This window comes from Rhodococcus oryzae (assembly GCF_005049235.1).
GTDB lineage: Bacteria > Actinomycetota > Actinomycetes > Mycobacteriales > Mycobacteriaceae > Rhodococcus_G > Rhodococcus_G oryzae.
Genome location: NZ_SUMD01000002.1, coordinates 250,148 through 273,266 on the forward strand (window position 1 = coordinate 250,148; position 23,119 = coordinate 273,266).

The following is a 23,119-nucleotide window of genomic DNA, read 5'->3' on the forward strand; positions in this document are numbered from 1 at the left end:
CCGTGGCTCGGCCAACCTGACTGCCGCCCGAAATGGCTGAAGGGCACGTTCGTTCGGATCAACCGAACAAACGTGCCCTTCACCGCGTTTGGCGCGGAGACTATGCCTCGATGATGAACGCCTCGAGCTCGGCGCGGGCCTTGTCGTCGGCCATCTGGACCGGCGGGCTCTTCATCAGGTACGCCGACGCCGGGTAGACCGGTCCGCCGATGCCGCGGTCGAGCGCGATCTTGGCGGCGCGGACGGCGTCGATGATGATGCCGGCGGAGTTCGGCGAGTCCCAGACCTCGAGCTTGTACTCCAGGTTCAGCGGGGCGTCACCGAAGGCGCGGCCCTCGAGGCGGACGTACGCCCACTTGCGGTCGTCGAGCCATTCCACGTAGTCCGAGGGACCGATGTGGACGTTGCGGTCGTGGACCTTGCCGGCCAGCGCGCCGGTCAGGTTCGACGTCACGGCCTGGGTCTTGGAGACCTTCTTGGACTCCAGGCGCTCACGCTCGAGCATGTTCTTGAAGTCCATGTTGCCGCCGACGTTGAGCTGGTAGGTGCGGTCCAGCACGACGCCGCGGTCCTCGAACAGCTTCGCCATCACGCGGTGGGTGATGGTGGCGCCGACCTGGCTCTTGATGTCGTCGCCGACGATCGGGATGCCGGCGTCCTTGAACTTGGCGGCCCACTCCGGGTCGGAGGCGATGAACACCGGCAGGGCGTTGACGAACGCGGCGCCCGCGTCGATCGCGCACTGGGCGTAGAACTTGTCGGCAGCCTCGGAGCCCACCGGGAGGTAGGACACGACGACGTCGACCTTGGCCGCCTTGAGGGCCGCGACGACGTCGACCGGCTCGAGGTCGGAGACCTCGATGGTCTCGGCGTAGTACTTGCCGATTCCGTCGAGGGTCGGGCCTCGCTGCACGGTGACGTTGCTCGGCGGCACGTCGGCGATCTTGATGGTGTTGTTCTCGCTGGCGAGGATCGCCTCGGAGAGGTCGAAGCCGACCTTCTTGGCGTCCACGTCGAACGCGGCGACGAACTCGACGTCGCGGACGTGGTACTGACCGAACTTCACATGCATCAGGCCAGGCACGGCGGCCGTCTCGTCGGCGTCCTTGTAGTAGTGGACTCCCTGGACCAAGGACGAGGCACAGTTCCCCACGCCCACAATGGCCACGCGCACCGAGGTGCTGTTCTCACCCATGGTCGGGTTCTCCTTCTTTCTTGGGTACTGCTGTCGATGTTTGTTCGGCCACGATCAGCTCGTTGAGCCAGCGCACCTCGCGCTCGCTCGATTCGAGACCGAGCTGATGCAGTTGCCGGGTGTAGCGGTCGAGAGAACCGGTGGTTCGCCCGACGGCCTCACGGAGCCCCTCGCGGCGCTCCTCGACCTGACGTCGCCTGCCCTCGAGGATCCGCATCCGCGCCTCGGCGGGGGTGCGGCTGAAGAAGGCGAGGTGAACGCCGAAACCGTCGTCCGTGTAGTTCTGCGGACCGGTGTCGGCGACCAGTTCGGCGAACCGCTGCCTGCCGGCAGGGGTCAGCTCGTATACGCGGCGGGCCCGTCGCATGGAGGCACCCGTCGGTCCGGCGTCCTCGGCGATCAACCCGTCGGTCTGCATGCGGCGCAGTGTCGGGTAGAGCGAACCGTAGGAAAAGGCGCGGAACGCGCCCAATAGGCCGGTCAGCCGCTTGCGCAGCTCGTATCCGTGCATGGGTGACTCGAGGAGCAGCCCGAGGATCGCGAGTTCGAGCATTACTGCACCTCCTGAGTCACCTATCGATTGATGCGACAGCAAACTATATCGCGCCGATATATAGGAGCCTACGACAAGGCGCATTTGTGTGACAAGGCGTCACGCCTAGACGTGCGGTCCGGGCCGGGCTAGTCCGTCGCGGGGTAGATCGAGAAGACCTCCCCGTCGAACCCCGCGGTTATGTGTCCTGACGTGCCCATCCGCCCGTCGGACAGGTACATCGACACCTCGGGGCCATGGTCCCCGTTCTCCACGGACATGTGGATCGAATCCGGGGTGGCCACGCCCAGGGTCTGCGGGGCGCCGAGCAGCAGCCCGACCACGGCCGGAATGTCGAGCCGGGCCAGATCGACCGGGACCGTCTTGGAATCGCGCCCGGTGCGGGAATCGGGCTCCTGGAGTCCGTCCCGATAGTCGATGTCCTGGTACATCCCGGGTGCCCCCGGCTCGGCGCGCTGGATCCGCGCGTACTCGGGATAGATCGTCGCCTCGTCGACCACCGCGTCGCCGTACCCGGCGCGCAGCTCGTCGATCATCTGGGCGAGTCCGGGCGCGGACAGCACGTTCTCGGGGCGGTCGGGAGCGCCCGCGCCGTCACCGCCGCCGATCGCGAAGTACGCGACGGCGCCGATCGCCGCGACGGCCCCGATGGCAATGGCGAGGCGCGGGCGGATGCGCAGGCCGAGGCCGGGGCCGGTCGGCGGGACGGGCAGCGACCCCTTCAGCTTGTCGGGGATCTGCAGGTCCGACACCAGCGCGTCGAGTTCGGAGAGGGTCCGGGCGGCCATCGCCGCGTTGGTGCGGTCGCGGTGCTCGAAGTCGGAGAGCTGGCCGTCGTCGTGGGCGGAGTCGAGGAGGCCGCACACGTCGACGCGGTCGGTGTCGCGGGCGCGCATGCGCAGCGAGGAGTTGCTCGGCACCCGCCGAGCATAGGAGCGCGCCGCCTATCAGCTGGGCGTGGACACGCGGGTTACCTCCCCCGTGGGACTCAGCTCCAGGTAGCCGCTCGCGCCGGTCTTCTCGTTGTTCACGTAGATGGACACCGTCGGATCACCTTCTTCGAACTGCATCCCGATGTGGCTGATCGTCCCGCCCGGCACCTGCACCGACTCGGCGGCGCCGAGGAGGTGGCCCGCCAGGGCGCCGAGGTCGACGCTCGCCAGGTCGAACGGCGGCTCGTCCCCGGTGTGGCTGGTCACGCTGTCGGGCTCGAAGCCGCCGCGGAAGCTGTAGTCCTGCTCGTTGCCCGGCTGCCCTGGCGCCATCCGCGTGACACCGGCGTAGTCGCCGTAGAAGTACGCGTCGTAGACGAGGGTGTCGCCGAACTTGGCCCGATACTTGGTGATGAACTGCTCGATGCCGGCCGCGGTGAGGGTGTCGATCGGCGCGATGACCACCGGCGCGACGTCGGCGTACTTGTCGGAGGCAGGGGGCGCGGGGGGAATCGGGGCCAGCGGCGCGACCGCCGGGGCGGCCGCCGCGGGCGCGGGGTCGGGGCCATCCTGGTTCACCAGGACGAGCGTCACCGCACCGACCACCACGACCACCGCGGCGACGCCGGCCAGCAGCGCCCCACGGCGCGGCGGTGCGGGCCGGTTCGGCACGGTGAGCGTGTCGGTCAGGGCGGTCGGCAGCTGCAGGTCGGTGACCAGCGACTCCAGCTCGCCCAGGGTTCTGGCGGACATGGCCGCGGCCGTGCGCGACTTGTGCTCGTCGAAGTCGAGCTGGCCCTCGCCGTACCCGGCGTCGAGCAGCGTGCAGGTGTTCGAGCGGTCGATGTCCCGCGCTCGGGTCGTGTTGCGGCTGGCCACGGTCGAAATGATAGGAGAAGCGGCGCGAGGGGGTTCGGCAGCCGGGTAGTGGCGCGATCGACAGTGCAGATTCGCGATCCGGCGCGGGCAGGGCGCAGCCACTGGTCGGGCGGGGTGCGCCGCGGGTGTCGGCCCGGCGTGTCGCAGCTCGCGCCGCCGCCAACCCGAGACCTCGCACGATTGCCCACGTACTCTGGTCACGTGCGATTGCAGCGGCAGGTGGTGGACTACGCGCTACAGCGGCGATCCCTGCTGGCCGAGGTCTACTCCGGCCGGACGGGTGTCGCCGAGGTGTGCGATGCCGGTCCCTACCTGCTGCGCGCGGCGAAGTTCCACGGCAGGGGCTCCGACGCGACCTGTCCGATCTGCAGGAAAGAACAGCTCACCCTCGTCTCGTGGGTGTTCGGCGACAGGCTGGGCCCGATCTCGGGTTCGGCACGGACGTCGGAGGAGCTGGTTCGGCTGGCGACGACCCAGGAGGAGTTCTCCGTCCACGTCGTCGAGGTGTGCCGCACCTGCAGTTGGAACCACCTGGTGCAGTCGTATGTGCTCGGAGCGGCCCCCGCCCCGAAACGGGCTCGCCGCCCCTCGGGTGCGCGTGCGCCGAGTCGCCGCATTGCGAGTGAGTGAGCACCACCAACCCGCCGAACGATGTAACTGACACAGCCGTGTCTACGTGAGCACTGGAGATTCCTACGTGAGTTCCCCCTACGACAACATGCAGGGTGGTCGACCCGCCGGACAGCCGCGGCCGAGTGGCCCGCCACCGGGAGGCCGACCGCCGGGGTACTCACATCCCAACGCTCAACCCGGATATCCGCAGGCCCGGCCCAACCAGGCGCCGGGATACCCGCAGGGCGCGCCGCCGCGCCCCAACCAGGCGCCCGGATACCCGCCGCCCAACCAGGGGCAGGCCAACTACGCCGCGCGTGGCCAGGCGCCCCGCCCCGCGGCGCAGCGCCCCCCGGCCCAGCGCCCCCCGGCCCAGCGCCCCCCTGTCCAGCGGCCCGCCGCGCCCCGCACCGCGTCGGGTAGCGGTAACGGACCCGGCGGCCGTCCCCCGGCGGGCCCGCCGCCGAAGGGCAGGGGTGGCTCGTCCGGCGGTCAGCCGCCGAAGCCGCCGAAGAAGGGCAGCTCGAAGCGCTGGAAGATCATCCGCCGCACCGTGATCAGCCTCGTCGCCATCGGACTGGTGGTGCCGCTGCTGGCGTTCATGGTCGCCTACACGGGCGCCGATGTGCCCAAGCCCGGCGACATCAAGACGAACCAGGTCGCCACGATCTACAACAGCGACGGCACCTCCGTGATCAGCACGATCGTTCCGCCTGAGGGCAACCGCACCGACGTCACCATCGATCAGATCCCGCCGCACGTGCGCAACGCCGTGCTCTCGGCCGAGGATCGGGATTTCTACACCAATCCCGGGTTCTCCGTCTCCGGCTTCGCCCGGGCCGCGCGAGACAATGTCCTCGGCAGGGAAGACGCGGGCGGTGGCTCCACGATCACCCAGCAGTACGTCAAGAACGCGCTGGTCGGTGACGAGCGCGCCCTCACCCGCAAGATGCGCGAGCTGGTCATCTCCTCGAAGATGGCCCGGCAGTGGTCCAAGGACGACATCCTCGCCGCCTACCTGAACACCATCTACTTCGGTCGTGGTGCGTACGGCATCGCGGCCGCGTCGAAGGCTTACTTCAACAAGCCGGTCGAGGAGCTCACGGTGGAGGAGGGCGCCGTGCTTGCGGCGAGCATCCAGCTGCCGTCGCTGCTCGACCCCGAGACGAACCCGACCGGTGCCGAGACCCGCTGGGGCTACGTCCTCGACGGCATGGTCAGCGCGAACACCCTCAGCGCAGGCGAGCGGGCGGGCGCCAAGTATCCGTACACGATTCCACAATCCGAGGTCGACAACGGCAGCTCGGCGGACGGCCCCGAGGGGCTGATCCGCAGCCAGGTGATCAAGGAACTCGCCGCGAACGGCATCAATGAACAGGTCCTCAACACCGAGGGTCTGCAGATCACCACGACCATCGACCAGCAGGCCCAGCAGGCCGCGGTCGACGCGGTGAACAACAACATGGAGGGCGAGAAGGAAGAACTGCGCACCGCGGTCGTATCGGTCGACCCGAAGACCGGCGGGGTGAAGGCATATTACGGCGGCGCCGACGGCTCCGGCTTCGACTTCGCCCAGTCCGGGCTGCAGACCGGTTCGTCGTTCAAGGTGTTCGGGCTCGCGGCGGCCCTCGATCAGGGCATCCCGCTGTCGAAGATGTACGACAGTGGGCCGCTGACGATCGGCGGCATCACCATCACCAACGTCGAGGGCGAGTCCTGCGGCACCTGCACCATCGCCGAGGCGCTCAAGCGGTCGCTGAACACCAGCTTCTACCGGCAGATGATGTCCATCGAGAACGGCCCGGAAAAGATCGCGGACATCGCGCACAAGGCCGGCATCCCCGAGGAGATCCCCGACGTCAAGGGCATCACCCTGCAGGAGCCGAACGGGTCATCCGAGTACGGAATCGTGCTGGGCCAGTACCAGTCCCGGGTGATCGACATGGCATCCGCGTACGCGACCCTGGCCGCCTCCGGCGTCTACCGCGCGCCGCACTTCGTGCAGAAGGTCGTCACCGGCGACGGCACCGTGCTGCTCGATCGCGGGCCCGCGCCGGCAGGCGAGGCCCGGCTCAAGCCGGCGGTCGCCGACAACGTGACGTCCGCCATGCAGCCGATCGCGGGCTACTCCCGCAACCACGGCCTGGCAGGCGGGCGTCCGTCCGCCGCGAAGACCGGCACCGCGCAGCTCGGCGACACCGGTCAGAACAAGGACGCCTGGATGGTCGGCTACACCCCGTCGCTGGCCACCGCCGTGTGGGTGGGCACCGAGCAGGGCCTGCCGCTGCAGAACAGCTACGGCGGACTGATGTACGGCTCGGGGCTCCCGTCCGACATCTGGAAGGCCACGATGGACGGCGCGCTGAAGGGCACCGACGTCGAGACCTTCCCGAAGCCCGAGGCGATCGCCGGTCAGGCCGGCGTGCCCGCGTACACCGCGCCGTACGTGCCGCCGAAGACCACGGCCGTCACGCCGAGCCCGACGCCGGCACCGGGGCTGACGCTGCCGCCGGTCATCATCACCCCGCGCCAGGTGGAGGTCCTGCCCGGCGTGACGATCCCGCTGCCGGGTCTGGCGCCGAGGCCGACCACACCGCCCGCGACGGTCGATCCGGGTCCGTCTCCGGGCCAGCCGACGCAGGACGAGGTCGAGGCCGAGGAGGGTCTGAGCCCGGGAGCCAACGCGCAGGGGGGTAGCCCGCAGGGAGCGCCGGTCCGGCCGAACCGTTAGCCGATCGGTAACGTCACTGCGGTGGCCGAGCAACCTGACGACAGCACCGTGACGGTCGTTCCGCAGGCTCCACCACAGGAGCCTGTGGGCGGCGCGGTCATCGCCTCGCCGGGCCCGTTGGCGGGCGACTGCCGGTCCGTGGTGGACCGGGACCTGCCCGGGCGCACCGATCCGATGGTGGCCGAGCTCAGCGACGTCATCGGCGGACCGGTCGGGCGGCACGCGCTCGTCGGCCGGACCCGCTTCCTCACCCCGCTGCGGGTGATCCTGCTGCTGGGGGTCGTTTTTCTCGCCCTCGGCTGGTCCACCAAGGCGGCGTGCCTCCAGCAGGCCCCGAACGGGCCCGGCGCCGCGCTCGGCCTGGATTGGAGCGGCAGCCGCCAATACACCGCGCTGTGCTATTCGGACACGGTGCCGCTGTACGGCGCGGAACGGCTCGACGAGGGCGCCTTCCCGTACAAGAAGTCGTGGGAGGAGAAGGCAGGCGACGGGTCCACGCAGGTGCGGTACATGGAGTACCCGGTGCTCGCGGGGCTCTACCAATACGGCTCGATGAAGGTCGCCAAGGCCTGGGACGCGGTCTCCTGGTTGCCAGGGGCGCTGCAGGTGGTCCTCTACTTCAACGTGGTCGCGCTGGGGTTGTCGCTGGCGTGGCTGGTCACGGTCTGGGCGACGGTGCTACTGGCAGGCAGGCGGGTCTGGGACGCCGCGCTGGTCGCGGTGTCCCCGCTGGTGGTGGTGCATGCGTTCACCAACTTCGACCCGCTGGCGACGGCCTTCGCGGCGGGCGGCCTACTCGGCTGGGCGCGCAGGCGGCCGGTGCTGGCAGGCGTGCTGCTCGGGCTCGGCGGTGCCACCAAGATGTACCCGCTGCTGCTGCTCGGTCCGCTGCTGGTGCTGTGCCTGCGGACCGGCCGGATGCGGCCCTGGTGGCAGGCCGTGGCGGGCGCGGCCGCGGCCTGGCTGGCGGTGAATCTGCCCATCGCCCTGCTGTTCCCGGCCGGCTGGCGGGAGTTCTTCCGGCTGAACTCCGAGCGTGGCGCCGACCCGGACTCGATCTACAACGTGATCTCCTCGTTCACCGGCTGGTCCGGTTTCGACGGCCCTATGGCCGCCGGTGAGACGCCGACGAATCTGAACGCGGTGTCGCTGGTGCTGTTCGCCGCCGCCTGCGTCGGCATCGGGTACCTGGCCCTGACCGCCGCCCGCAGGCCCCGCGTCGCGCAGCTGTGTTTCCTGGTGATCGCGGCCTTCCTGCTCACCAACAAGGTGTGGAGTCCGCAGTACTCGCTCTGGCTGGTTCCGCTGGCGGTGCTCGCGCTGCCGCATCGTCGAATCCTGTTGGCGTGGATGACGATCGATGCCCTCGTCTGGGTTCCGCGGATGTACTACTACCTGGGCGTCCAGAACAAGGGCCTGCCCGAGCAGTGGTTCACGGCGACGGTGATCGTCCGGGATGTCGCGGTCGTCGCGCTGTGCGTGCTGGTGATCCGGCAGATCCGCCGCCCGGAACTGGACCTGGTGCGCGAAGGTGGGGTGGACGACCCGGTCGGCGGTGTCCTCGACGGCGCCCCGGACCGGCCGCCTGGGTGGCTGCCGTCCTGGCTACGCCCGCGGGACCGACGCGGCGCGCAGGCCTGGTCCGAGGCGCAGGCTATTCGCTGATCCGCGCCTCGAGCTGGGCCCGGGCGAGCGGCCAGTCGTCGTCGATCATCGAGAAAAGCGCTGTGTTCCGCCAACTTCCGTCCTGGCGGCGGCGGTGCTTGCGGAGCAGCCCCTCGAACTCGGCGCCGAGCTTGGCGATCGCGCCGCGCGAGTGCGCGTTGAGCTCGTCGGTGTGCCACTCGACCCGGACCGCGCCGAGGTCTTCGAAGGCCCGGCGCAGCAGCAGCAGCTTGGCCTCCGGGTTGATCCGGCCGCCCTGGGCGGAGCGGGAGAGCCAGGTGTAGCCGATCGCGAGCGACTGGTGCAGCGGGTCGATCTGGTAGTACGAGGTGGTGCCGACCACCGCACCGGTCGCGGTGTCGATCTGGACGTACCCCAGCCGCTGCGGGTCATCGAGGGCGTGGGAAATGTATTCGGTTGCGTCCGAGACGCTTTCGATCGGCCGCCAGGTCCAGCGGAACAGTGTCGGATCGTCGGCGGCCCGGTACAGGTCGACGGCATGCGCGAGGGTCAGCGGCTCGAGGCGGACGTATTCGCCGGTGAGCGTTGGCTGTTCGAACCAGGGCCCGGTCATGACGCCGCCGTGAGGGCCGGATCCCGGTGACCGAGACCGTGCCGTGGGCCCGCGTCGGCGCCCGCGGCCTCCCATCGCGGGCGGGCGCGGAGGAAGACGAAGAACAGCACCACCAGCAGCGCCGCGCGGCCCCAGACGCCGAACTGCACGACGAACTCCATCACGGCCGCGTCCGATCCGGTCGCGAGCTCGTAGAAGTAGCGGAACACCCCGATCCCCATCGCCAGGTCGGCGAGCAGGTAGCCCCCGATCAGCGCCCACGGCACCCGCAGCAGCACCAGGAAGGGGATCAGCCACAGCGTGTACTGCGGCGAATGCACCTTGTGCAACAGCATGAAGCCGCACAGCATCGCCGCGCTCACCGCGATCCACGGGTAGCTGCCCTCGCGGCGATACCGGCGCAAGCCGAGCCAGAGCGCCAGCGCGAACGACGCGGCGATGAGCAGCGGTGAGGCCACGCCGACGAAGGACGCGTAGGCGCTGTCCGGGCCCTCGACGCCACCGAACAGCTCCCGCACCCCCCAGTACCAGATCGAGTTGGTGGTGATGTCGGCCTGGCGGGCGGACTGGAAGGTGAACGAGGCGAGCCAGCCGGGGTAGCCGGCGAGCGCGAACGGCAGGTTGATCGCGATCACCGTGCCCGCCGCCGCAGCGGCCACCATCAGCGCGCCCTTGGGGTCGAACCGGCCCCGCACCGAGGCGGGCAGCTCGCCGCCACCGGCGCCGCCGGTGAACACGAAGGCCATCAACGGCAGCACGAAGGCGCCCGGGTAGATCTTCAGGCAGAGGCCGATCGCGAGCAGGACGGCGGCGCCGATCGCCCTGGTGCGCAGCGGGATCCGCTGGTAATAGACGACCACGAAGATCGCCGCGGTGGCGGCCGCGACGACCGGCAGCTCCCAGTTGTGGAAGGCGTACAGGACCAGGGGCGGGGCGGCCGCCCACAGCAGCGCAGGCCAGCCAGCGAGCCGACCGAGCATCCACGCGGTGGCGAGCCCGAACGGCACCAGGATCAGCGCCGAGTTCAGCAGGAACTCGGCGTCGTTGTGCGCGCCGATCCCGCCGAGCCACATCAGCAGCCCGCTGAGCACGGGGTACTCGACGGTGCCGCCGGTGAGCAGTCCGTCGGGCGTGATGCCGCCCGTGAGATAGGGGAAGACGTGGTTGTCGATGTCGCGGCCGAGCCAGAGGAACTGGATATCGGAGTAGCAGAAGTTGCTGTCCTTGAGCCGGTCGAAGACGAGGCTGCGACCGTTCTCGGCGAACGGGGCGCCCGCGCACCTGGCCTTGTTCAGATAGCCGAGGGCGAGGGTGAGCCCGCACAGCAGCGTCACGGTGACCGCCACCGCCGGTGTCCCTGCCTGGGCGCGCATCCGCATGGTTGTCAGCCTAGGTGGTCCCAGCCGCTGCAGGGATCCCTCCGCCCTCGCGGCGGTCGCCCGGACGGACGCGATTTCGCAGGTCAGGGGCCGCTCGTGTAACCTGCATGGGTTGCTGACGCAACGACCCTCCTGTCACGGATAGTCCGTGGCCGTTTCACTAGTCCATAGGAGGTGATGAGGTCTTATGCGTCATTACGAATTGATGGTCATCCTTGACCCCAGCCTGGACGAGCGCACCGTCGCTCCGTCGCTGGATACGTTCCTCAATGTTGTTCGCCAGGACGGCGGCAGTGTCGACAAGGTCGACGTTTGGGGTAAGCGCCGTCTCGCCTACGAGATCGCCAAGCACAGCGAAGGCATCTACGCGGTGATCGACATCAACGCGACCCCTGCCACCGTGAACGAGCTGGATCGTCAGCTCGGCCTGAACGAGTCGGTGCTCCGCACCAAGGTTCTGCGCCACAACAAGTGATTTCTGTCTGCGCGTGGCCCTAGGCTCGGCGCAACAGGATTCCACACACTGCAGGAGGAACCCACATGGCAGGCGACACCGTGATCACCGTCATCGGAAACTTGACGGCTGATCCCGAGCTTCGATTCACCCCCGCGGGGGCAGCGGTTGCGAACTTCACCGTCGCATCGACGCCCCGCACCTTCGACCGTCAGTCCAATGAATGGAAAGACGGCGAGGCGCTCTTCATGCGCTGCAACATCTGGCGTGAGGCCGCAGAGAACGTTGCCGAGTCCCTGACTCGCGGTTCTCGGGTGATCGTGAGCGGACGGCTCAAGCAGCGGTCCTACGAGACTCGCGAGGGCGAGAAGCGCACTGTCATGGAACTCGAGGTCGACGAGATCGGCCCCTCGCTCAAGTACGCCACGGCCAAGGTCAACAAGGCCAACCGCGGTGGCGGCGGAGGCGGTGGAGGGTTCAGTTCCTCGGGCGGTTCGGGCGGCGGACGCCCGGCTGCCAACTCCGGCGGCGACGACCCGTGGGGCAGCGCCCCGCAGGCGTCCGGCTCGTTCGGTGGCTCCGGTGGTGGAAACGACGAACCCCCGTTCTGATCCCCGCTCTGGCGACAGCGCCGGGATCTGATGCGAACGAACATTGAAAGTACGGAGAAAGACAATGCCGAAGCCGCCGTTGCGCGACAAGGTGATGAAGAAGAAGGTCTGCGCGTTCTGTAAGGAAAAGAACACGCAGATCAACTACAAGGACACGACGCTGCTGCGTAAGTACGTCAGCGACCGCGGCAAGATCCGCGCGCGCCGTGTCACCGGCAACTGCGTCCAGCATCAGCGGGACGTCGCCGTTGCCGTGAAGAACTCCCGTGAGGTCGCTCTGCTTCCTTACGTTTCGTTGGCTCGCTAAGGAAGGGAAGACATGAAGCTGATTCTCACTGCTGACGTGGACAACCTCGGTGCGCCTGGCGACACCGTTGAGGTCAAGGACGGATACGGCCGCAATTTCTTGATGCCCCGTGGTTTCGCGATTCTCGCGACCCGTGGCGCCGAGAAGCAGGTCGACGGCATCCGTCGTGCCCGCGAGGCACGCGAGGTGCGCGGACTCGACCATGCTCAGGAGCTCAAGGCCGCCATCGAGGGTCTCGAGAACGTGTCATTGACGGTTAAGGCCGCAGCGGACTCGGGCAAGCTGTTCGGCGCGGTCACCGCGGCGGACGTTGCCGGCGCCCTCAAGGCCGCCGGTGGCCCGGTTGTCGACAAGCGCAGCCTGGTGCTGCCGAAGGCACACATCAAGGCGACCGGCAAGCACGCGGTCGCTGTGAACCTGCACCAGGGCGTCACCGCCAAGTTCAACCTGACCGTGGTCGCCGGCTAGTCCGACCCACGTTCGCCCTCGGGGCCCCGCGGACCTATGGTCTGCGGGGCCCCGAGTCGTTTGTGGATAACTTTCCGCCCGTTGTGATCGGGTCCCAAGACAAGCGTCCAGTTCGTGTGATCGATCACTGTGATGCAACTCATATTGCGAGGTCAGTGCGTTTCGGCAACACGCCCGGATGCCCAACCCGTGGGACACGCCGAAAGTATTTTCATCCACAGGTGTGTGAATAAGAAAAGGTACGATCACCTGCACAGATGGGAAGAAGTCACACAGTTATCCTCAGGTTGTCCCCAGGGCGCTAACACTGGTCAACTGCGGTTTCCACAATTCATCCACAGTTGTGTACACAGCCCGTGTTGAACGAGCCGGTCCGGATGCCTAACGTCGTGCGCGCGCGTCCTGCGACGGCTGTGCCGGACCCCGATTTCGGGGGTCGGGATCGACCTGTCGGTCCGGGCGCGTATGTATTGCGTGTGGACGCACCGGACGGCGTGGCCGACCGGGCGTCGAGGTTTGCGGGAGAGGACGGTTATCGCGTGGCGGTTGTCGATGATCGGGGTCACTCGGACTACTCGGAGCCGGCTGAGCCGCCCCGCGAGGATTTCGGGCGCCAGCCGCCACAGGACATGGCGGCCGAGCAGTCCGTGCTCGGCGGCATGCTGCTGAGCAAGGACGCGATCGCGGACGTGCTCGAGCGGCTGCGGCCCGGCGACTTCTACCGGCCCGCCCACCAGAACGTCTACGACGCGATCCTGGACCTGTACGCCCGCGGCGAGCCCGCCGACCCCGTGACTGTGTCGGCCGAGCTGGAGCGTCGTGGCGACCTGCGCCGGGTGGGCGGCGCACCGTATCTGGTGACGCTCACCCAGACGGTGCCGACCGCCGCGAACGCCGGCTACTACGCCGAGATCGTCGCGGAGAAGTCGATCCTGCGCCGCCTGGTCGAGGCAGGCACCCGGATCGTGCAGTACGGCTACGCCGGGTCCGAGGGCCAGGATGTGGCCGAGGTGGTCGACCGCGCGCAGGCCGAGGTCTACGACGTCACCGAGCGCCGCACCAACGACGACTTCGTGGCGCTCGAGGAGCTGCTGCAGCCGACGATGGACGAGATCGACTCGATCGCCAGCCGCGGCGGCCTCTCGCTCGGCGTGCCTACCGGCTTTACCGAGCTGGACGAGGTCACCAACGGCCTGCACCCCGGGCAGATGATCATCGTCGCGGCCCGCCCCGGTGTGGGTAAGTCGACCATCGGAATGGACTTCCTGCGGTCCTGCTCGATCAAGCACGGCATGGCCAGCGTCATCTTCTCCCTCGAGATGGGAAAGACTGAGATCGTCATGCGCCTGCTGTCGGCGGAGGCGAAGATCAAGCTCGCCGACATGAAGTCCGGCAAGATGAACGACGAGGACTGGACCAAGCTGGCGCGGCGGATGAGCGAGATCAGCGAGGCGCCGCTGTTCATCGACGACTCCCCCAACCTGACCATGATGGAGATCCGCGCCAAGGCGCGCCGGCTCAAGCAGAAGCACGACATCAAGCTGATCGTGCTCGACTACCTGCAGCTGATGTCGTCCGGCAAGAAGGTCGAATCGCGTCAGCAGGAGGTCTCCGAGTTCTCCCGAAGCCTCAAGCTGCTGGCCAAGGAGCTCGAGGTCCCGGTGGTCGCGATCTGTCAGCTCAACCGTGGTCCCGAGCAGCGAACCGACAAGCGCCCCATGGTGTCCGACCTCCGCGAGTCCGGCTCGCTCGAGCAGGACGCCGACATGGTCATGCTGCTGCACCGGCCCGATGCTTTCGAGCGGGACGACCCGCGCGGCGGCGAGGCCGACATCATCCTCGGCAAGCACCGTGGTGGTCCCACCGCGACGATCACGGTGGCGCACCAGCTGCACCTGTCGCGGTTCGTGGACATGGCGCGGGGCTAGCCCGTTGCCGCGGACACCGAAACTTGAGACAAAAATCGGACATGTTGAGATGTTGAGACAAAAATCGGACATTTGACGGATTGTTGAGACGTGCGGCATGCGACAAGTCGTAGGTCCGGTTCGCCGGCCCGTGCTTCCTCTCGCGCGGATCCGCATGCGCTGTAACCCCTGGCCGCAGCTGGTGGGCGTTGTTCAACACGCACCGGCGGGCCGCTCAACAGTCGCAGCACGGCCCACCGGTGTGATCTCGAGCTAACCGTCGTTGTGTATCCGGCGTGCCTGACGGAGAGCGTCGTCGAGAGAGCCCGCGATCGCGAGATCTGCCGATGGGACCAAGCTGAAATGGGTCCTGGATAGGGTGCCCTCGCAGGATCAGCGAGCAGGACGGGTAACCAGGACTGTTTGATGGCCGCGGGCCGAGGCAGCTGATCGACTCACCACCGGAATCCTGCTCGGGTTTTACCGTTCGTCAAGCAGGACGCACGTTGAGGCCGCGAATCCGGGGCGTGCACGGGTGGAACCGCTACTGGTATGCGAGGCGGAGTACCGCGAGCATACTGGCGGAGCCTTCGTAATCCGAGCTGGAAGGGACTGCGCGACAAGGTGCCCGGCGAGGTCAAAGTGCCATGACCGGGGCATGCCCGGGGCGTCCATGGTCAGCCGACGCTCGCATAGAAGGGCTCGAGTCCCGTCAGTAAATCGTCGATCAACGCGGCAACAGCGTCCACCTCGTTCAGGTGGACCACCTTCCGCGTCGTCGTCGGCTTGTCGAGCTTGTAGGTGAGTTCGGTGTAGGGATGCTTCGACATCCCCATGTAGACGCAGTACGGCCGATCTTCGATCCGGGTGTAGGTGACGTCGACGAAGAGCTTCCCACGAGTCGCCGAGAAGACCAGTTCCACGTCGTGGTGCGCAGCGTCTGTTTCAGTCAGATTGTTGACGACAACCGTCCAACTGGAGAGCCGGAGAGGAATCAGGTCCTTGTTGAGTGGGTTGAGGAACCGGGTGAGCAGGCCATAGATGGCCTCGATGTCGTGGCCGGCTGCGATCGTCGTGTGGACACTCCTGTCTTCGTCGTACATCCATCGGCCCAACGATCTCGACAGCAGAATCTGCTCGAGCGAGTAGCCGATGGCTGCGTTCTCATAGGAGAGGGAAACCGTCTCGCCGGTGATGCTGTTCACCGCGGTGAACAGCACGGTGTCATCGAACGGCACGTCCTGTGCGTTGTAGTGCTCGTCGACGAACGCATTGGAGTCGACACTCCACCCGCCGTCGACCTGGATCCCTCTTGTCCTGCTGATCTTCGTCACCGAGCTCCCTTGAGTCCGTACTGCGTCCGCGAGCGTAGCGGCGCCCGGCGCTCTCCACGGCTGCATCGACGGTCCCACGCCTAGGGCATGCGGCGGGCGGCCTGCTCAGCGATCGTCATACAGGACGCCAGATTCACGACTGTTCGTTGCGATGACGGATCAGCCCGCAACGGAAAGTCAGGGAAGGCTTGCAAACCCTGGGCCGTCTCAGGATGTAGGTCGATCACGGTCTCATTTTCGTTGTTGTCCCAGGCGCTCGTCTCAGATGTTCGTGTCAGCGGCACCCGTTGCTGTAGGTTCCGGATCTAGATGAGGTTTTCCGGACCTATCAATTCCATACTTGAGATGAATCCACCCTATATGTCCTTTTTGGTCGCATTTCGGTAACGCGGCGTGGCACTGGATGCCCGCCCATCCCGAATGGGCCCGACTTGGCGAATTGCAGCCGGAAGCGCCGTAAGCCGAAGGGAGCGACGCCGGGAGCTCGTCGTGTCCTGGAAACGCCCACCTGATCGACGGATAGCCACCGATCCAGGTGGGGCGTTCGGGACAATTGCCCGGGGCTTGGTTCGCTATCCGAGCGGCTCGTTGTGTCCGAGCAGGGTGCGCAGGATTGCCTCAGCGTGTGTCCACAACACTGCGCCGCCTATGCCGGGCACGATATGGTGGCGCGCTCCGGGAATGCGGTCAGCGAGCGAACTTCCGAGATCCGGGGAGTGGCTGGTGTCCTGTTCGCCGTACCAAAAATCTACGGGCACAGTGATCGTCGTCAGATCGAACGGCCAGCGGCCCATTGCCAGGACCGTGTCACGGGCGTATCCGGCGGGGCCCGGGGCGAACGCCTCCCTCAGACTGCGACGGTAGAGGCACTCGAACGTGGGGTCACGGTAGACGGCGAGATCGGATGCCGGGCTCGAGTCGATGACCATCTGCCACATGGTGTCCGCGTCCAACGTCGCGAAGAAGCGCTCTGCTTCGTCAGGATCCGACGCGGTCAGGTCGACCAGTCCGCGGAGTTGATCCGGCAGGGTGTCCGCGAACCAGGGGGCCGCCACCTCGTCCGCACCCGACACGATCGCGAGCGCGCCGGTGATACCCGTCGCCGCGCAGGCAAGCGCAAACGGCGCGCCCTGAGAGTTGCCGACCATCGCGGGTCTGCCCAGCCCGCGCAGCGCTGAGAACTCGTCGACATCGGAGGCGAAGTCGCGAAATGACTTGCCCGGCTGAGGTGTCGACAGCCCCAATCCGGGCCGGTCGAGGGAGATGAGGCGCACGTGGAGTGCCTCGAGTACGCCCGAGCTGAAGCCCAGCGCTCGGGTGGTTGCTGCGCCTGGGCACAGCAACACGGGAATCCCGTTGGGGTGGCCCCATTGGGCCCACCCGATTACCGCCCGCTTGCAAGATGCACTTCGCCCAACCGGGCCGGCTCCGAGATATCGACGCTCATGGCCACGATTGTCACGCGTCGCGGGTGCGGCCGGCAACCCGATTATGTTGGCGACTTGCGGCACCGGAGGGTCCTCCACTCCGCGTATCAAGGGCTGTCCTGCGGCGGCCTGTTTGGGAGGGTTGCGACGATCCCTGGAGCCCAAGATTGATCACGGGACGAGCAAGCGTTCGAGTACGCGCAGTGCCGCGGACGTGGAGTCGGTGTTCGCGTTGTGGGCGAGCACCCATCGGTCGACTTCCGTGAGGACGGCGATCAGCAGGTGTAGTTGAAGTTCCAGTGGGGTGTCGAGGTCAATCTGGCCGAGGTCGCGGCCTCTTTCGAGTGCGTGTGTGAGCCAGTTCGTTGTCGAGTGGCGAAGAGCGTCGAGCGTGGGTGAGGGCGGGACGTCGGCGGCGTGAAGCAGGCGTCCGACAATCTGGGTGCGCGGGTCCGAGGTGGCGGCGATCTGGAGTTGGTCGCCGAGTTCACGTATCTGCGGCCAGAAGCTGTGCTGATCGAGTGAGTCGATGTTCGGTGGTGTCACCGCTGCGCGCAGCGCGTCCATTCCGGCTTCCACGGCGCGCTCGAACAGTGTCGTCTTGTCCCCGAAATAGTGGTAGAAGGAGCTCTTCGGGAATCGCGCCTCGGCCAGGATCGAGTTGAGCGAGGCCCGCTCGAAACCGTGTGTTGCGAATGCGACGCCGGCGGCATCGAGTAGCGCGCGAGAGCGCACAGGGTCCAACGGTCGTGCGGGACGCGCCATCACGTTTCCTCCATCTCATTGTCGCCGGCTATCCGAGGCGACCCGACGTTCCCATTGTCCAGGTGGGTCGACAGGACCTCCCTGACGTGTCGAAGTCATCGCAGTACTGTATTCTTGTACCGGGTAGTACACGAATGGAAGGGGTGCACATGGAAGCGCAGACCGTACTAGTTGCCGGGGCGACGGGGTATATGGGTCGGTACCTGGTGCGTGAGCTCCATCAACGCGGCTATCGGGTGAGGGCGCTGGTGCGTTCACGCGACCGGGCGGAGGGCTCGGGGGCGTTCGGAGCTCCAGCTCTAAGCGGCCTGGTCGACGAGTGGGTGATCGGAGACATCGGCGATCGCAGTACGATTCCAGGTCTGTGTCACGGTGTGCACCGGGTGGTTTCAGCGTTGGGTGTGACGAGGCAACGCGCTGACCCCTGGGATATCGATTTTCAAGCAAACTTGCGTCTGCTGCAGTTGGCGGAACAGGACTCGGTGTCGTCGTTTCTGTTTGTCAACGTCATGCATGTCCACGAGGGCACCTCGATGGTGATGCGGTCGAAGGCGGCGTTCGTGGAGGCGCTGCGGCGGAGCGAGGTGGCTTCGCAGATCGTCGATCCCTCGGGGTACTTCTCGGACGCCTCCGAGTTCCTCGACATGGCCCGTCGCGGCCTTGCGTTCGGTCTCGGTGCCGGAACAGCGCGACTGAACCCGATCCACGGCGCCGACCTCGCAGCCTTCTGCGTCGACCGTCTCGGGGACGAGTCCGGTGAGTGGAATGTCGGTGGCCCGGACATCTACAGGTATCGCGACATCGTGAACTTGGCGTTCGCCGCGGTGGGCAAGCGGCCCCGAATGGTCTCGGTCCCTGTTGGATTCGTCCGACCTGTCATCTGGACCGCGGATCGCATGGGGCCGCGCCCGTCGTCGCTGGCTCGATTCTTCCTCGAAGGGCTCCAACGTGAGTCGGTTGGCGAGCAAACCGGCACTCACCATCTCTCCGACTACTTCCGCGACCTCGCGTCAGCGGATCAGGGATCGTAAGTGACTCTTCGCGCAGCGCGTGACACTGCCAAGCCCCCACTGTGAGTAGTGCTGAGGCGTGCCTCGGGCGGCGAGGCGCAATCGCCGGCCACACGATTGGAGCTGCGGAACAGGATACTTTCGCGGAGAAACCTCCGCGGGGAGAAACGAATCGATCCTAGTCGAACCCATGAGGGGAAACATGACCATCTTCTTCGACATCATGCTCGTGCTCTGCGTCGTCTCCACAATAGTGTCTTCTGGATACGTCCTTTATCGCTTGGTGACAGACGAATCGAACCTGCGATAGCCAGTCGCTTCGACGCGTGGGTGCAGCGGGTGCCGATCGTCCTATAGATCCGCACCATCGCAATGGATTTCAGGGCGAGCCTCGCGCGCAAGAGGTAATACCCGCTTATCCGGGACGTGCAGGCCGAACTGCTGGCCGAGCTTACCGAGGCCGCGGACACCGCGCCTGCTGGACGTGAAGAGGGAGCGGCTCCGCGACGAGTGCGCGAAGATCAAGGCGCGACCGGACGTGGCCGACGACGGCGCCGAGGTGCCGCCTACCTCAGACCCGCACTGCACCAGGTCCAGTCGTCCCCGATGGCGATGCCGACCGGTCTACGAGATCCCGACGGTCACAGCGAAGATGACGAGGACCAGGCCGACAATGGTCGGTCTGGGAGTCCTGCGGGTCTTCGGTCGTGCTGCGGTCTGGTCCATACTGCTCAATCAAGGCAATGCGCTGTTGCCAGCCCGAAGGCGATTTTTGATACGCCGGCGATATACGCGGCCGCCTAACATGGCGAGCATGCGTGTGTTGGTCGTCGAGGACGAGCGGTTCATGGCGGAAGCCATCCGCGATGGGCTGCGCCTGGAAGCGATCGCGGCCGACATCGCCGGTGATGGGGACACTGCCCTGGATCTGTTGGGCGTCAACGCCTACGACATCGCCGTCCTCGACCGTGATATCCCCGGCCCCTCCGGTGACGAGATCGCCCAGCGCATCGTCGCTTCCGGTGGCGGCATACCAATCCTGATGCTCACTGCCGCGGACCGGATGGACGACAAGGCCTCCGGGTTCGAGCTCGGTGCCGACGACTACCTCACCAAGCCGTTCGAGCTGCAAGAGCTCGTGCTCCGTCTCCGGGCACTCGACCGCAGGCGCGCGCACAGCAGGCCGCCCGTGCGGGAGATCGCTGGTCTGCAGCTGGACCCGTTCCGTCGCGAGGTCTACCGGGACGGCCGGTACGTCGCGCTGACCCGGAAGCAGTTCGCGGTGCTCGAAGTTCTCGTCGCTGCCGAGGGCGGTGTGATCAGCGCCGAGGAGTTGCTGGAGCGGGCGTGGGACGAGAACGCCGATCCGTTCACGAATGCCGTGCGCATCACGGTCTCGACGTTGCGCAAGCGGCTCGGCGAACCGTGGCTGATCGCCACGGTGCCGGGGGTCGGGTACCGCATCGATACCGAACCGGACGCCACAGGCGGCGGCGACGGTGGATAGAGCGCCTGGGTTGGGCGTTCGCCTCAAACTCACTCTCAGTTATGCCGGGTTCCTCATGCTCGCTGGTGTCTTGCTCCTTGCGGCGGTTTGGGTCTTCCTGCTGAGAGGGCGGTCCACGAATTTCCAATTCCCTGATCTGGCCGACTTTGCCCGGGTCTTCGACCCGAGCAACTTCGGTCCCGTGGTGTTTGTCCCAGCAGCGATCTTGGCGCTCGGGTTCTTGCTGGTGTTCGGCCTTGTGGGTGGTTGGATTCTCGCGGGCCGAATGCTTGCCCCGTTGACGCGCATTACGCGCGCCGCGCGGGAGGCGGGGAGTGGCTCGCTGTCGTACCGGATCGAACTGGAGGGACGCAACGACGAGTTCCGTGAACTTGCCGATGCCTTCGACGCCATGCTCGCACAGCTCGAAGCACGAGACGCCGCGCAGCAGCGATTCGCCGCCAACGCCTCCCACGAGCTGCGCACCCCGCTGGCGATCACACAAGCCCTTCTCGATGTCGCCCGCAACGATCCGAACCGCGACGGCGGCGAGCTCGACGAACGCCTCCGCGCTGTCAACGCACGAGCGATCGAGCTCACCGAGGCATTGCTCCTGCTCAGCCGTACCGACCAACGGTCCTTCAGCCGAGAAGACGTCGATCTGTCGCTCATCGCGGAAGAAGCCGCCGAGACGCTCCTCCCGTTCGCGGAGAAGCACGGCGTCAGCATCGAGACCTCCGGGGACATCGCGCCGGTCATCGGCTCACACGCACTCTTGCTGCAGTTGACTACGAACCTTTTGCACAATGCGATCGTCCACAACGTCCCCGAGCACGGCAGCGTGCAGATCAGCACCGCCATCGGCCCCGAGTCCGTCATGCTCACGGTCGAGAACACCGGCGACAAGCTCAGTCCACAGTTGGTCTCGACACTCACCGAGCCGTTTCAGCGCGGCACTGCTCGCACCCGCGGGGACGATGCGAGGGTGGGCCTTGGCCTGGCGATCGTCAAAAGCATCACTCAGGCACACGACGGATCCCTCACGCTCAGCCCCCGAGCTGCCGGCGGGCTCTCCGTCGCAGTGCGACTGCCCGCCGCTCAGCGACGACCGTAAGCACGTGCCGGGCCAGCAGCGAACCCACGTCGGGTGCGCCGGCTGCCAACGCATGAGCCGACATCACCGCTCTCCGCTCGGTATCGGCGAGCAGCGGGATCAGAGTGGTTTCGATCCATCCTGCGTTGAGATCGGCATCGTCGACGATCACTGCCCCGCCGGCAGCAACGACCGCCTCGGCGTTCAAGCGCTGCTCACCGCCGCGCAGCGGCAGCGGCACATAGGCGGCCGGTAAGCCGACAGCGGCGAGTTCGGCGCACGTCATCGCCCCCGAGCGGCAGATCGCGAAGTCGGCTGCGGCGTAGGCGTACTGCATCTCATCGACGTACGGGACGACGACGTAGGGCGGGTCGCCGGGGTCGCCGTCGGGCGGCTCGACTATGCGCTGTGGCCCGGTGATGTGCAGCACCTGCACGCCGGCCGCCCGCAACGCTGTTGCAGCGCCGGCCACGGCGGCGTTGATCGCTTGAGCTCCCTGCGAACCGCCAGTGACCATCAGTACCGGCTCGTCCAGGCGCAGGCCGAACCGTTGCCGAGCCGCCTCGCGCAGCGCGGCCCGGTCGAGCCTGGTGATCGCCGGCCGCAGCGGGATGCCGATCGCGCTGGCGTGAGCCAGGTGGACACGGGGCGCGGCGGTAAATACGTGGGTCGTCATCCGGGCCGCCAGTCGGTTCGCCACTCCGGGCCGGGCATTCGCCTCATGGACGACGATCGGCATTCCCCGCTGGCGTGCGGCAAGATAAGCGGGCATGGCCACGTAGCCCCCGAAGCCCACCACGACCTCGGCCCGCACGCGGTCGAGTACGGCTCCGGTCGCCCGGACGGAGTCGCGCAGTCTGCCCGGCGTGTGCAGCAGGTCGCGGCTCAGCTTGCGCGGCAGTGGCACGGGCGGGATAAGTTCGAGCGAATAGCCGCGGGCGGGGATGAGCGTGGTGTCCAGGCCACGGACAGTGCCGAGCGCGGTGATCTCGGCCGTGGGCTCCAGCAGGCTCAGCGCGTCGGCGAAGTTCATCGTGGGCTCTATGTGCCCGGCCGAATGGCCGCCCGCGACAACGACGCGCGGTGCGGGTTCGCCAGCCAGCATCACGATGCCCCTCTGACCAAGATTCCTCGGTTGGCATGAAACCGCTCGAACACATGCATGGGCAGCGATGCAGAGTCTGAATTGTGGGAGTAGCCCGACGGATTATGAAACCGCACCACTCCATCATCGACTGCATAGATCAGCACAAGATGGCCTCCTCGTCGCGGCTCGTAGGTGTTGGGATCGCGAATCTCGGGTGATACCGAAGCGATCATGACCTGCCCGGGCCGCAGCTCTCGGGCCGATACCTGAATCGGGGTGTGCTCGACCAGTTGGCAGTTGAATCCGAATTGTGAGCTGACCCATGCCATGAACGGCCGGTAGAGCAGGCCGTGGACCTTGCCCGAAGGCTCCACCACATAGCAACCCCACTCGACGGCAAGCGCAAGAAGTTCGCCTATCGACAGTCGGACGTCAGTCCAGCCGTGGAGCAGCGACTGGAGACACGCCAAGCCGCAGACCTTGCGGGACCAGAACAGGTACTCCTCGCTCGAGCGGTATCCATCTGAGGCCCAGTCGTGCAGTTGCGATGGATCGGAGTGCCGCAAGGAGACCTCCAGCCCCGATGGGCCGGTGCGCCGCATCACGACCTCGTCGTTGTTTTCCAAACGCCCCCACTGCGAGACGCAATG

Annotated in this window: 22 protein-coding genes; 11 read left to right on the forward strand and 11 right to left on the reverse strand. The window is 66.9% G+C overall.

Annotated elements, in window-relative coordinates; all coding sequences use genetic code 11:
• Positions 1-100 precede the first annotated feature (100 nt).
• The 4 genes from FCG67_RS04545 to FCG67_RS04560 all read right to left on the reverse strand — a co-directional run bounded on the left by FCG67_RS04545 (position 101) and on the right by FCG67_RS04560 (position 3,559).
• Positions 101-1,195: an inositol-3-phosphate synthase gene (locus FCG67_RS04545; RefSeq protein ID WP_136907534.1), complete on the reverse strand. Its 1,095-nt coding sequence runs from the start codon at positions 1,193-1,195 to the stop codon at positions 101-103.
• Positions 1,188-1,748, reverse strand: a complete 561-nt coding sequence (locus FCG67_RS04550) for a PadR family transcriptional regulator (protein ID WP_027502104.1) — start codon at positions 1,746-1,748, stop codon at positions 1,188-1,190. The genes FCG67_RS04545 and FCG67_RS04550 overlap by 8 nt, the downstream gene beginning before the upstream one ends.
• A gap of 128 nt (positions 1,749-1,876) precedes the next feature.
• Positions 1,877-2,668, reverse strand: coding sequence for a DUF1707 SHOCT-like domain-containing protein (locus FCG67_RS04555; RefSeq protein ID WP_136907536.1), 792 nt, complete (start codon positions 2,666-2,668; stop codon positions 1,877-1,879).
• 27 nt (positions 2,669-2,695) lie between these two features.
• Complete coding sequence (locus tag FCG67_RS04560) at positions 2,696-3,559, reverse strand: DUF1707 SHOCT-like domain-containing protein (protein ID WP_136907537.1); 864 nt, start codon at positions 3,557-3,559, stop codon at positions 2,696-2,698.
• Positions 3,560-3,760: 201 nt separating this feature from the next.
• On the opposite strand from FCG67_RS04560, the gene FCG67_RS04565 reads away from it, so the two are divergent.
• The 3 genes from FCG67_RS04565 (at position 3,761) to FCG67_RS04575 (ending at position 8,567) form a co-directional block, all read left to right on the forward strand.
• Positions 3,761-4,189 (forward strand): DUF5318 domain-containing protein, encoded by a 429-nt coding sequence (locus tag FCG67_RS04565; RefSeq protein ID WP_027502101.1) that lies wholly within the window; start codon positions 3,761-3,763, stop codon positions 4,187-4,189.
• A gap of 88 nt (positions 4,190-4,277) precedes the next feature.
• A complete protein-coding gene (locus tag FCG67_RS04570) occupies positions 4,278-6,902 on the forward strand; it encodes a transglycosylase domain-containing protein (RefSeq protein ID WP_246044893.1) in 2,625 nt (874 codons plus the stop codon).
• Between the two features lie 174 nt (positions 6,903-7,076).
• On the forward strand, positions 7,077-8,567 hold the full coding sequence (locus tag FCG67_RS04575; RefSeq protein WP_246044894.1) for a glycosyltransferase family 87 protein: 1,491 nt from the start codon (positions 7,077-7,079) through the stop codon (positions 8,565-8,567).
• On the opposite strand, the gene FCG67_RS04580 is transcribed toward FCG67_RS04575, so the two are convergent.
• Together FCG67_RS04580 and FCG67_RS04585 are read right to left on the reverse strand one after the other, a co-directional pair.
• Positions 8,557-9,141 (reverse strand): GNAT family N-acetyltransferase, encoded by a 585-nt coding sequence (locus FCG67_RS04580; RefSeq protein WP_136907539.1) that lies wholly within the window; start codon positions 9,139-9,141, stop codon positions 8,557-8,559. The two genes, FCG67_RS04575 and FCG67_RS04580, sit on opposite strands and share 11 nt — an antisense overlap.
• Positions 9,138-10,520, reverse strand: coding sequence for a glycosyltransferase family 87 protein (locus FCG67_RS04585; protein WP_246044844.1), 1,383 nt, complete (start codon positions 10,518-10,520; stop codon positions 9,138-9,140). Before FCG67_RS04585 ends, FCG67_RS04580 begins: the two co-directional genes overlap by 4 nt.
• Before the next feature lie 187 nt (positions 10,521-10,707).
• Here FCG67_RS04585 and rpsF point away from each other — a divergent pair, with 187 nt between their 5' ends.
• The 5 genes from rpsF to dnaB all read left to right on the forward strand — a co-directional run bounded on the left by rpsF (position 10,708) and on the right by dnaB (position 14,288).
• The gene (rpsF, locus tag FCG67_RS04590; RefSeq protein ID WP_027502097.1) at positions 10,708-10,995 is read left to right on the forward strand and encodes a 30S ribosomal protein S6; all 288 of its coding nucleotides are present in this window, start codon (positions 10,708-10,710) and stop codon (positions 10,993-10,995) included.
• A 65-nt stretch (positions 10,996-11,060) separates the two neighbouring features.
• Positions 11,061-11,585 (forward strand): single-stranded DNA-binding protein, encoded by a 525-nt coding sequence (locus FCG67_RS04595; RefSeq protein ID WP_077040007.1) that lies wholly within the window; start codon positions 11,061-11,063, stop codon positions 11,583-11,585.
• 64 nt (positions 11,586-11,649) lie between these two features.
• Positions 11,650-11,892: a 30S ribosomal protein S18 gene (gene rpsR, locus FCG67_RS04600; RefSeq protein ID WP_136907542.1), complete on the forward strand. Its 243-nt coding sequence runs from the start codon at positions 11,650-11,652 to the stop codon at positions 11,890-11,892.
• Positions 11,893-11,904: 12 nt separating this feature from the next.
• Positions 11,905-12,360 carry a 50S ribosomal protein L9 gene (gene rplI, locus FCG67_RS04605; RefSeq protein ID WP_136907544.1) on the forward strand — a complete coding sequence of 152 codons (456 nt, stop codon included), beginning with the start codon at positions 11,905-11,907 and terminating at the stop codon, positions 12,358-12,360.
• A 539-nt stretch (positions 12,361-12,899) separates the two neighbouring features.
• Positions 12,900-14,288, forward strand: a complete 1,389-nt coding sequence (gene dnaB / locus FCG67_RS04610; RefSeq protein WP_077043362.1) for a replicative DNA helicase — start codon at positions 12,900-12,902, stop codon at positions 14,286-14,288.
• A 656-nt stretch (positions 14,289-14,944) separates the two neighbouring features.
• Here dnaB and FCG67_RS04615 read toward each other — a convergent pair.
• The 3 genes from FCG67_RS04615 to FCG67_RS04625 form a co-directional block, all read right to left on the reverse strand.
• A complete protein-coding gene (locus FCG67_RS04615; protein ID WP_136907546.1) occupies positions 14,945-15,601 on the reverse strand; it encodes a hypothetical protein in 657 nt (218 codons plus the stop codon).
• A gap of 572 nt (positions 15,602-16,173) precedes the next feature.
• Positions 16,174-17,127 (reverse strand): alpha/beta fold hydrolase, encoded by a 954-nt coding sequence (locus tag FCG67_RS04620; protein ID WP_342775464.1) that lies wholly within the window; start codon positions 17,125-17,127, stop codon positions 16,174-16,176.
• A 72-nt stretch (positions 17,128-17,199) separates the two neighbouring features.
• On the reverse strand, positions 17,200-17,763 hold the full coding sequence (locus FCG67_RS04625) for a TetR/AcrR family transcriptional regulator (RefSeq protein ID WP_169310441.1): 564 nt from the start codon (positions 17,761-17,763) through the stop codon (positions 17,200-17,202).
• Positions 17,764-17,942: 179 nt separating this feature from the next.
• Here FCG67_RS04625 and FCG67_RS04630 point away from each other — a divergent pair, with 179 nt between their 5' ends.
• The 3 genes from FCG67_RS04630 to vanS-O all read left to right on the forward strand — a co-directional run bounded on the left by FCG67_RS04630 (position 17,943) and on the right by vanS-O (position 21,403).
• The gene (locus tag FCG67_RS04630; RefSeq protein ID WP_169310442.1) at positions 17,943-18,824 is read left to right on the forward strand and encodes an SDR family oxidoreductase; all 882 of its coding nucleotides are present in this window, start codon (positions 17,943-17,945) and stop codon (positions 18,822-18,824) included.
• 793 nt (positions 18,825-19,617) lie between these two features.
• Positions 19,618-20,310, forward strand: a complete 693-nt coding sequence (vanR-O, locus tag FCG67_RS04635; protein WP_136907552.1) for a vancomycin resistance response regulator transcription factor VanR-O — start codon at positions 19,618-19,620, stop codon at positions 20,308-20,310.
• Positions 20,303-21,403, forward strand: a complete 1,101-nt coding sequence (gene vanS-O, locus FCG67_RS04640) for a vancomycin resistance histidine kinase VanS-O (protein ID WP_136907554.1) — start codon at positions 20,303-20,305, stop codon at positions 21,401-21,403. The genes vanR-O and vanS-O overlap by 8 nt, the downstream gene beginning before the upstream one ends.
• Here vanS-O and FCG67_RS04645 read toward each other — a convergent pair.
• Both FCG67_RS04645 and FCG67_RS04650 read right to left on the reverse strand, forming a co-directional pair.
• Positions 21,336-22,487: a UDP-N-acetylglucosamine--N-acetylmuramyl-(pentapeptide) pyrophosphoryl-undecaprenol N-acetylglucosamine transferase gene (locus FCG67_RS04645; protein ID WP_136907556.1), complete on the reverse strand. Its 1,152-nt coding sequence runs from the start codon at positions 22,485-22,487 to the stop codon at positions 21,336-21,338. The genes vanS-O and FCG67_RS04645 overlap by 68 nt on opposite strands.
• A complete protein-coding gene (locus FCG67_RS04650; protein ID WP_136907558.1) occupies positions 22,487-23,095 on the reverse strand; it encodes a hypothetical protein in 609 nt (202 codons plus the stop codon). Before FCG67_RS04650 ends, FCG67_RS04645 begins: the two co-directional genes overlap by 1 nt.
• Positions 23,096-23,119: the final 24 nt, after the last annotated feature.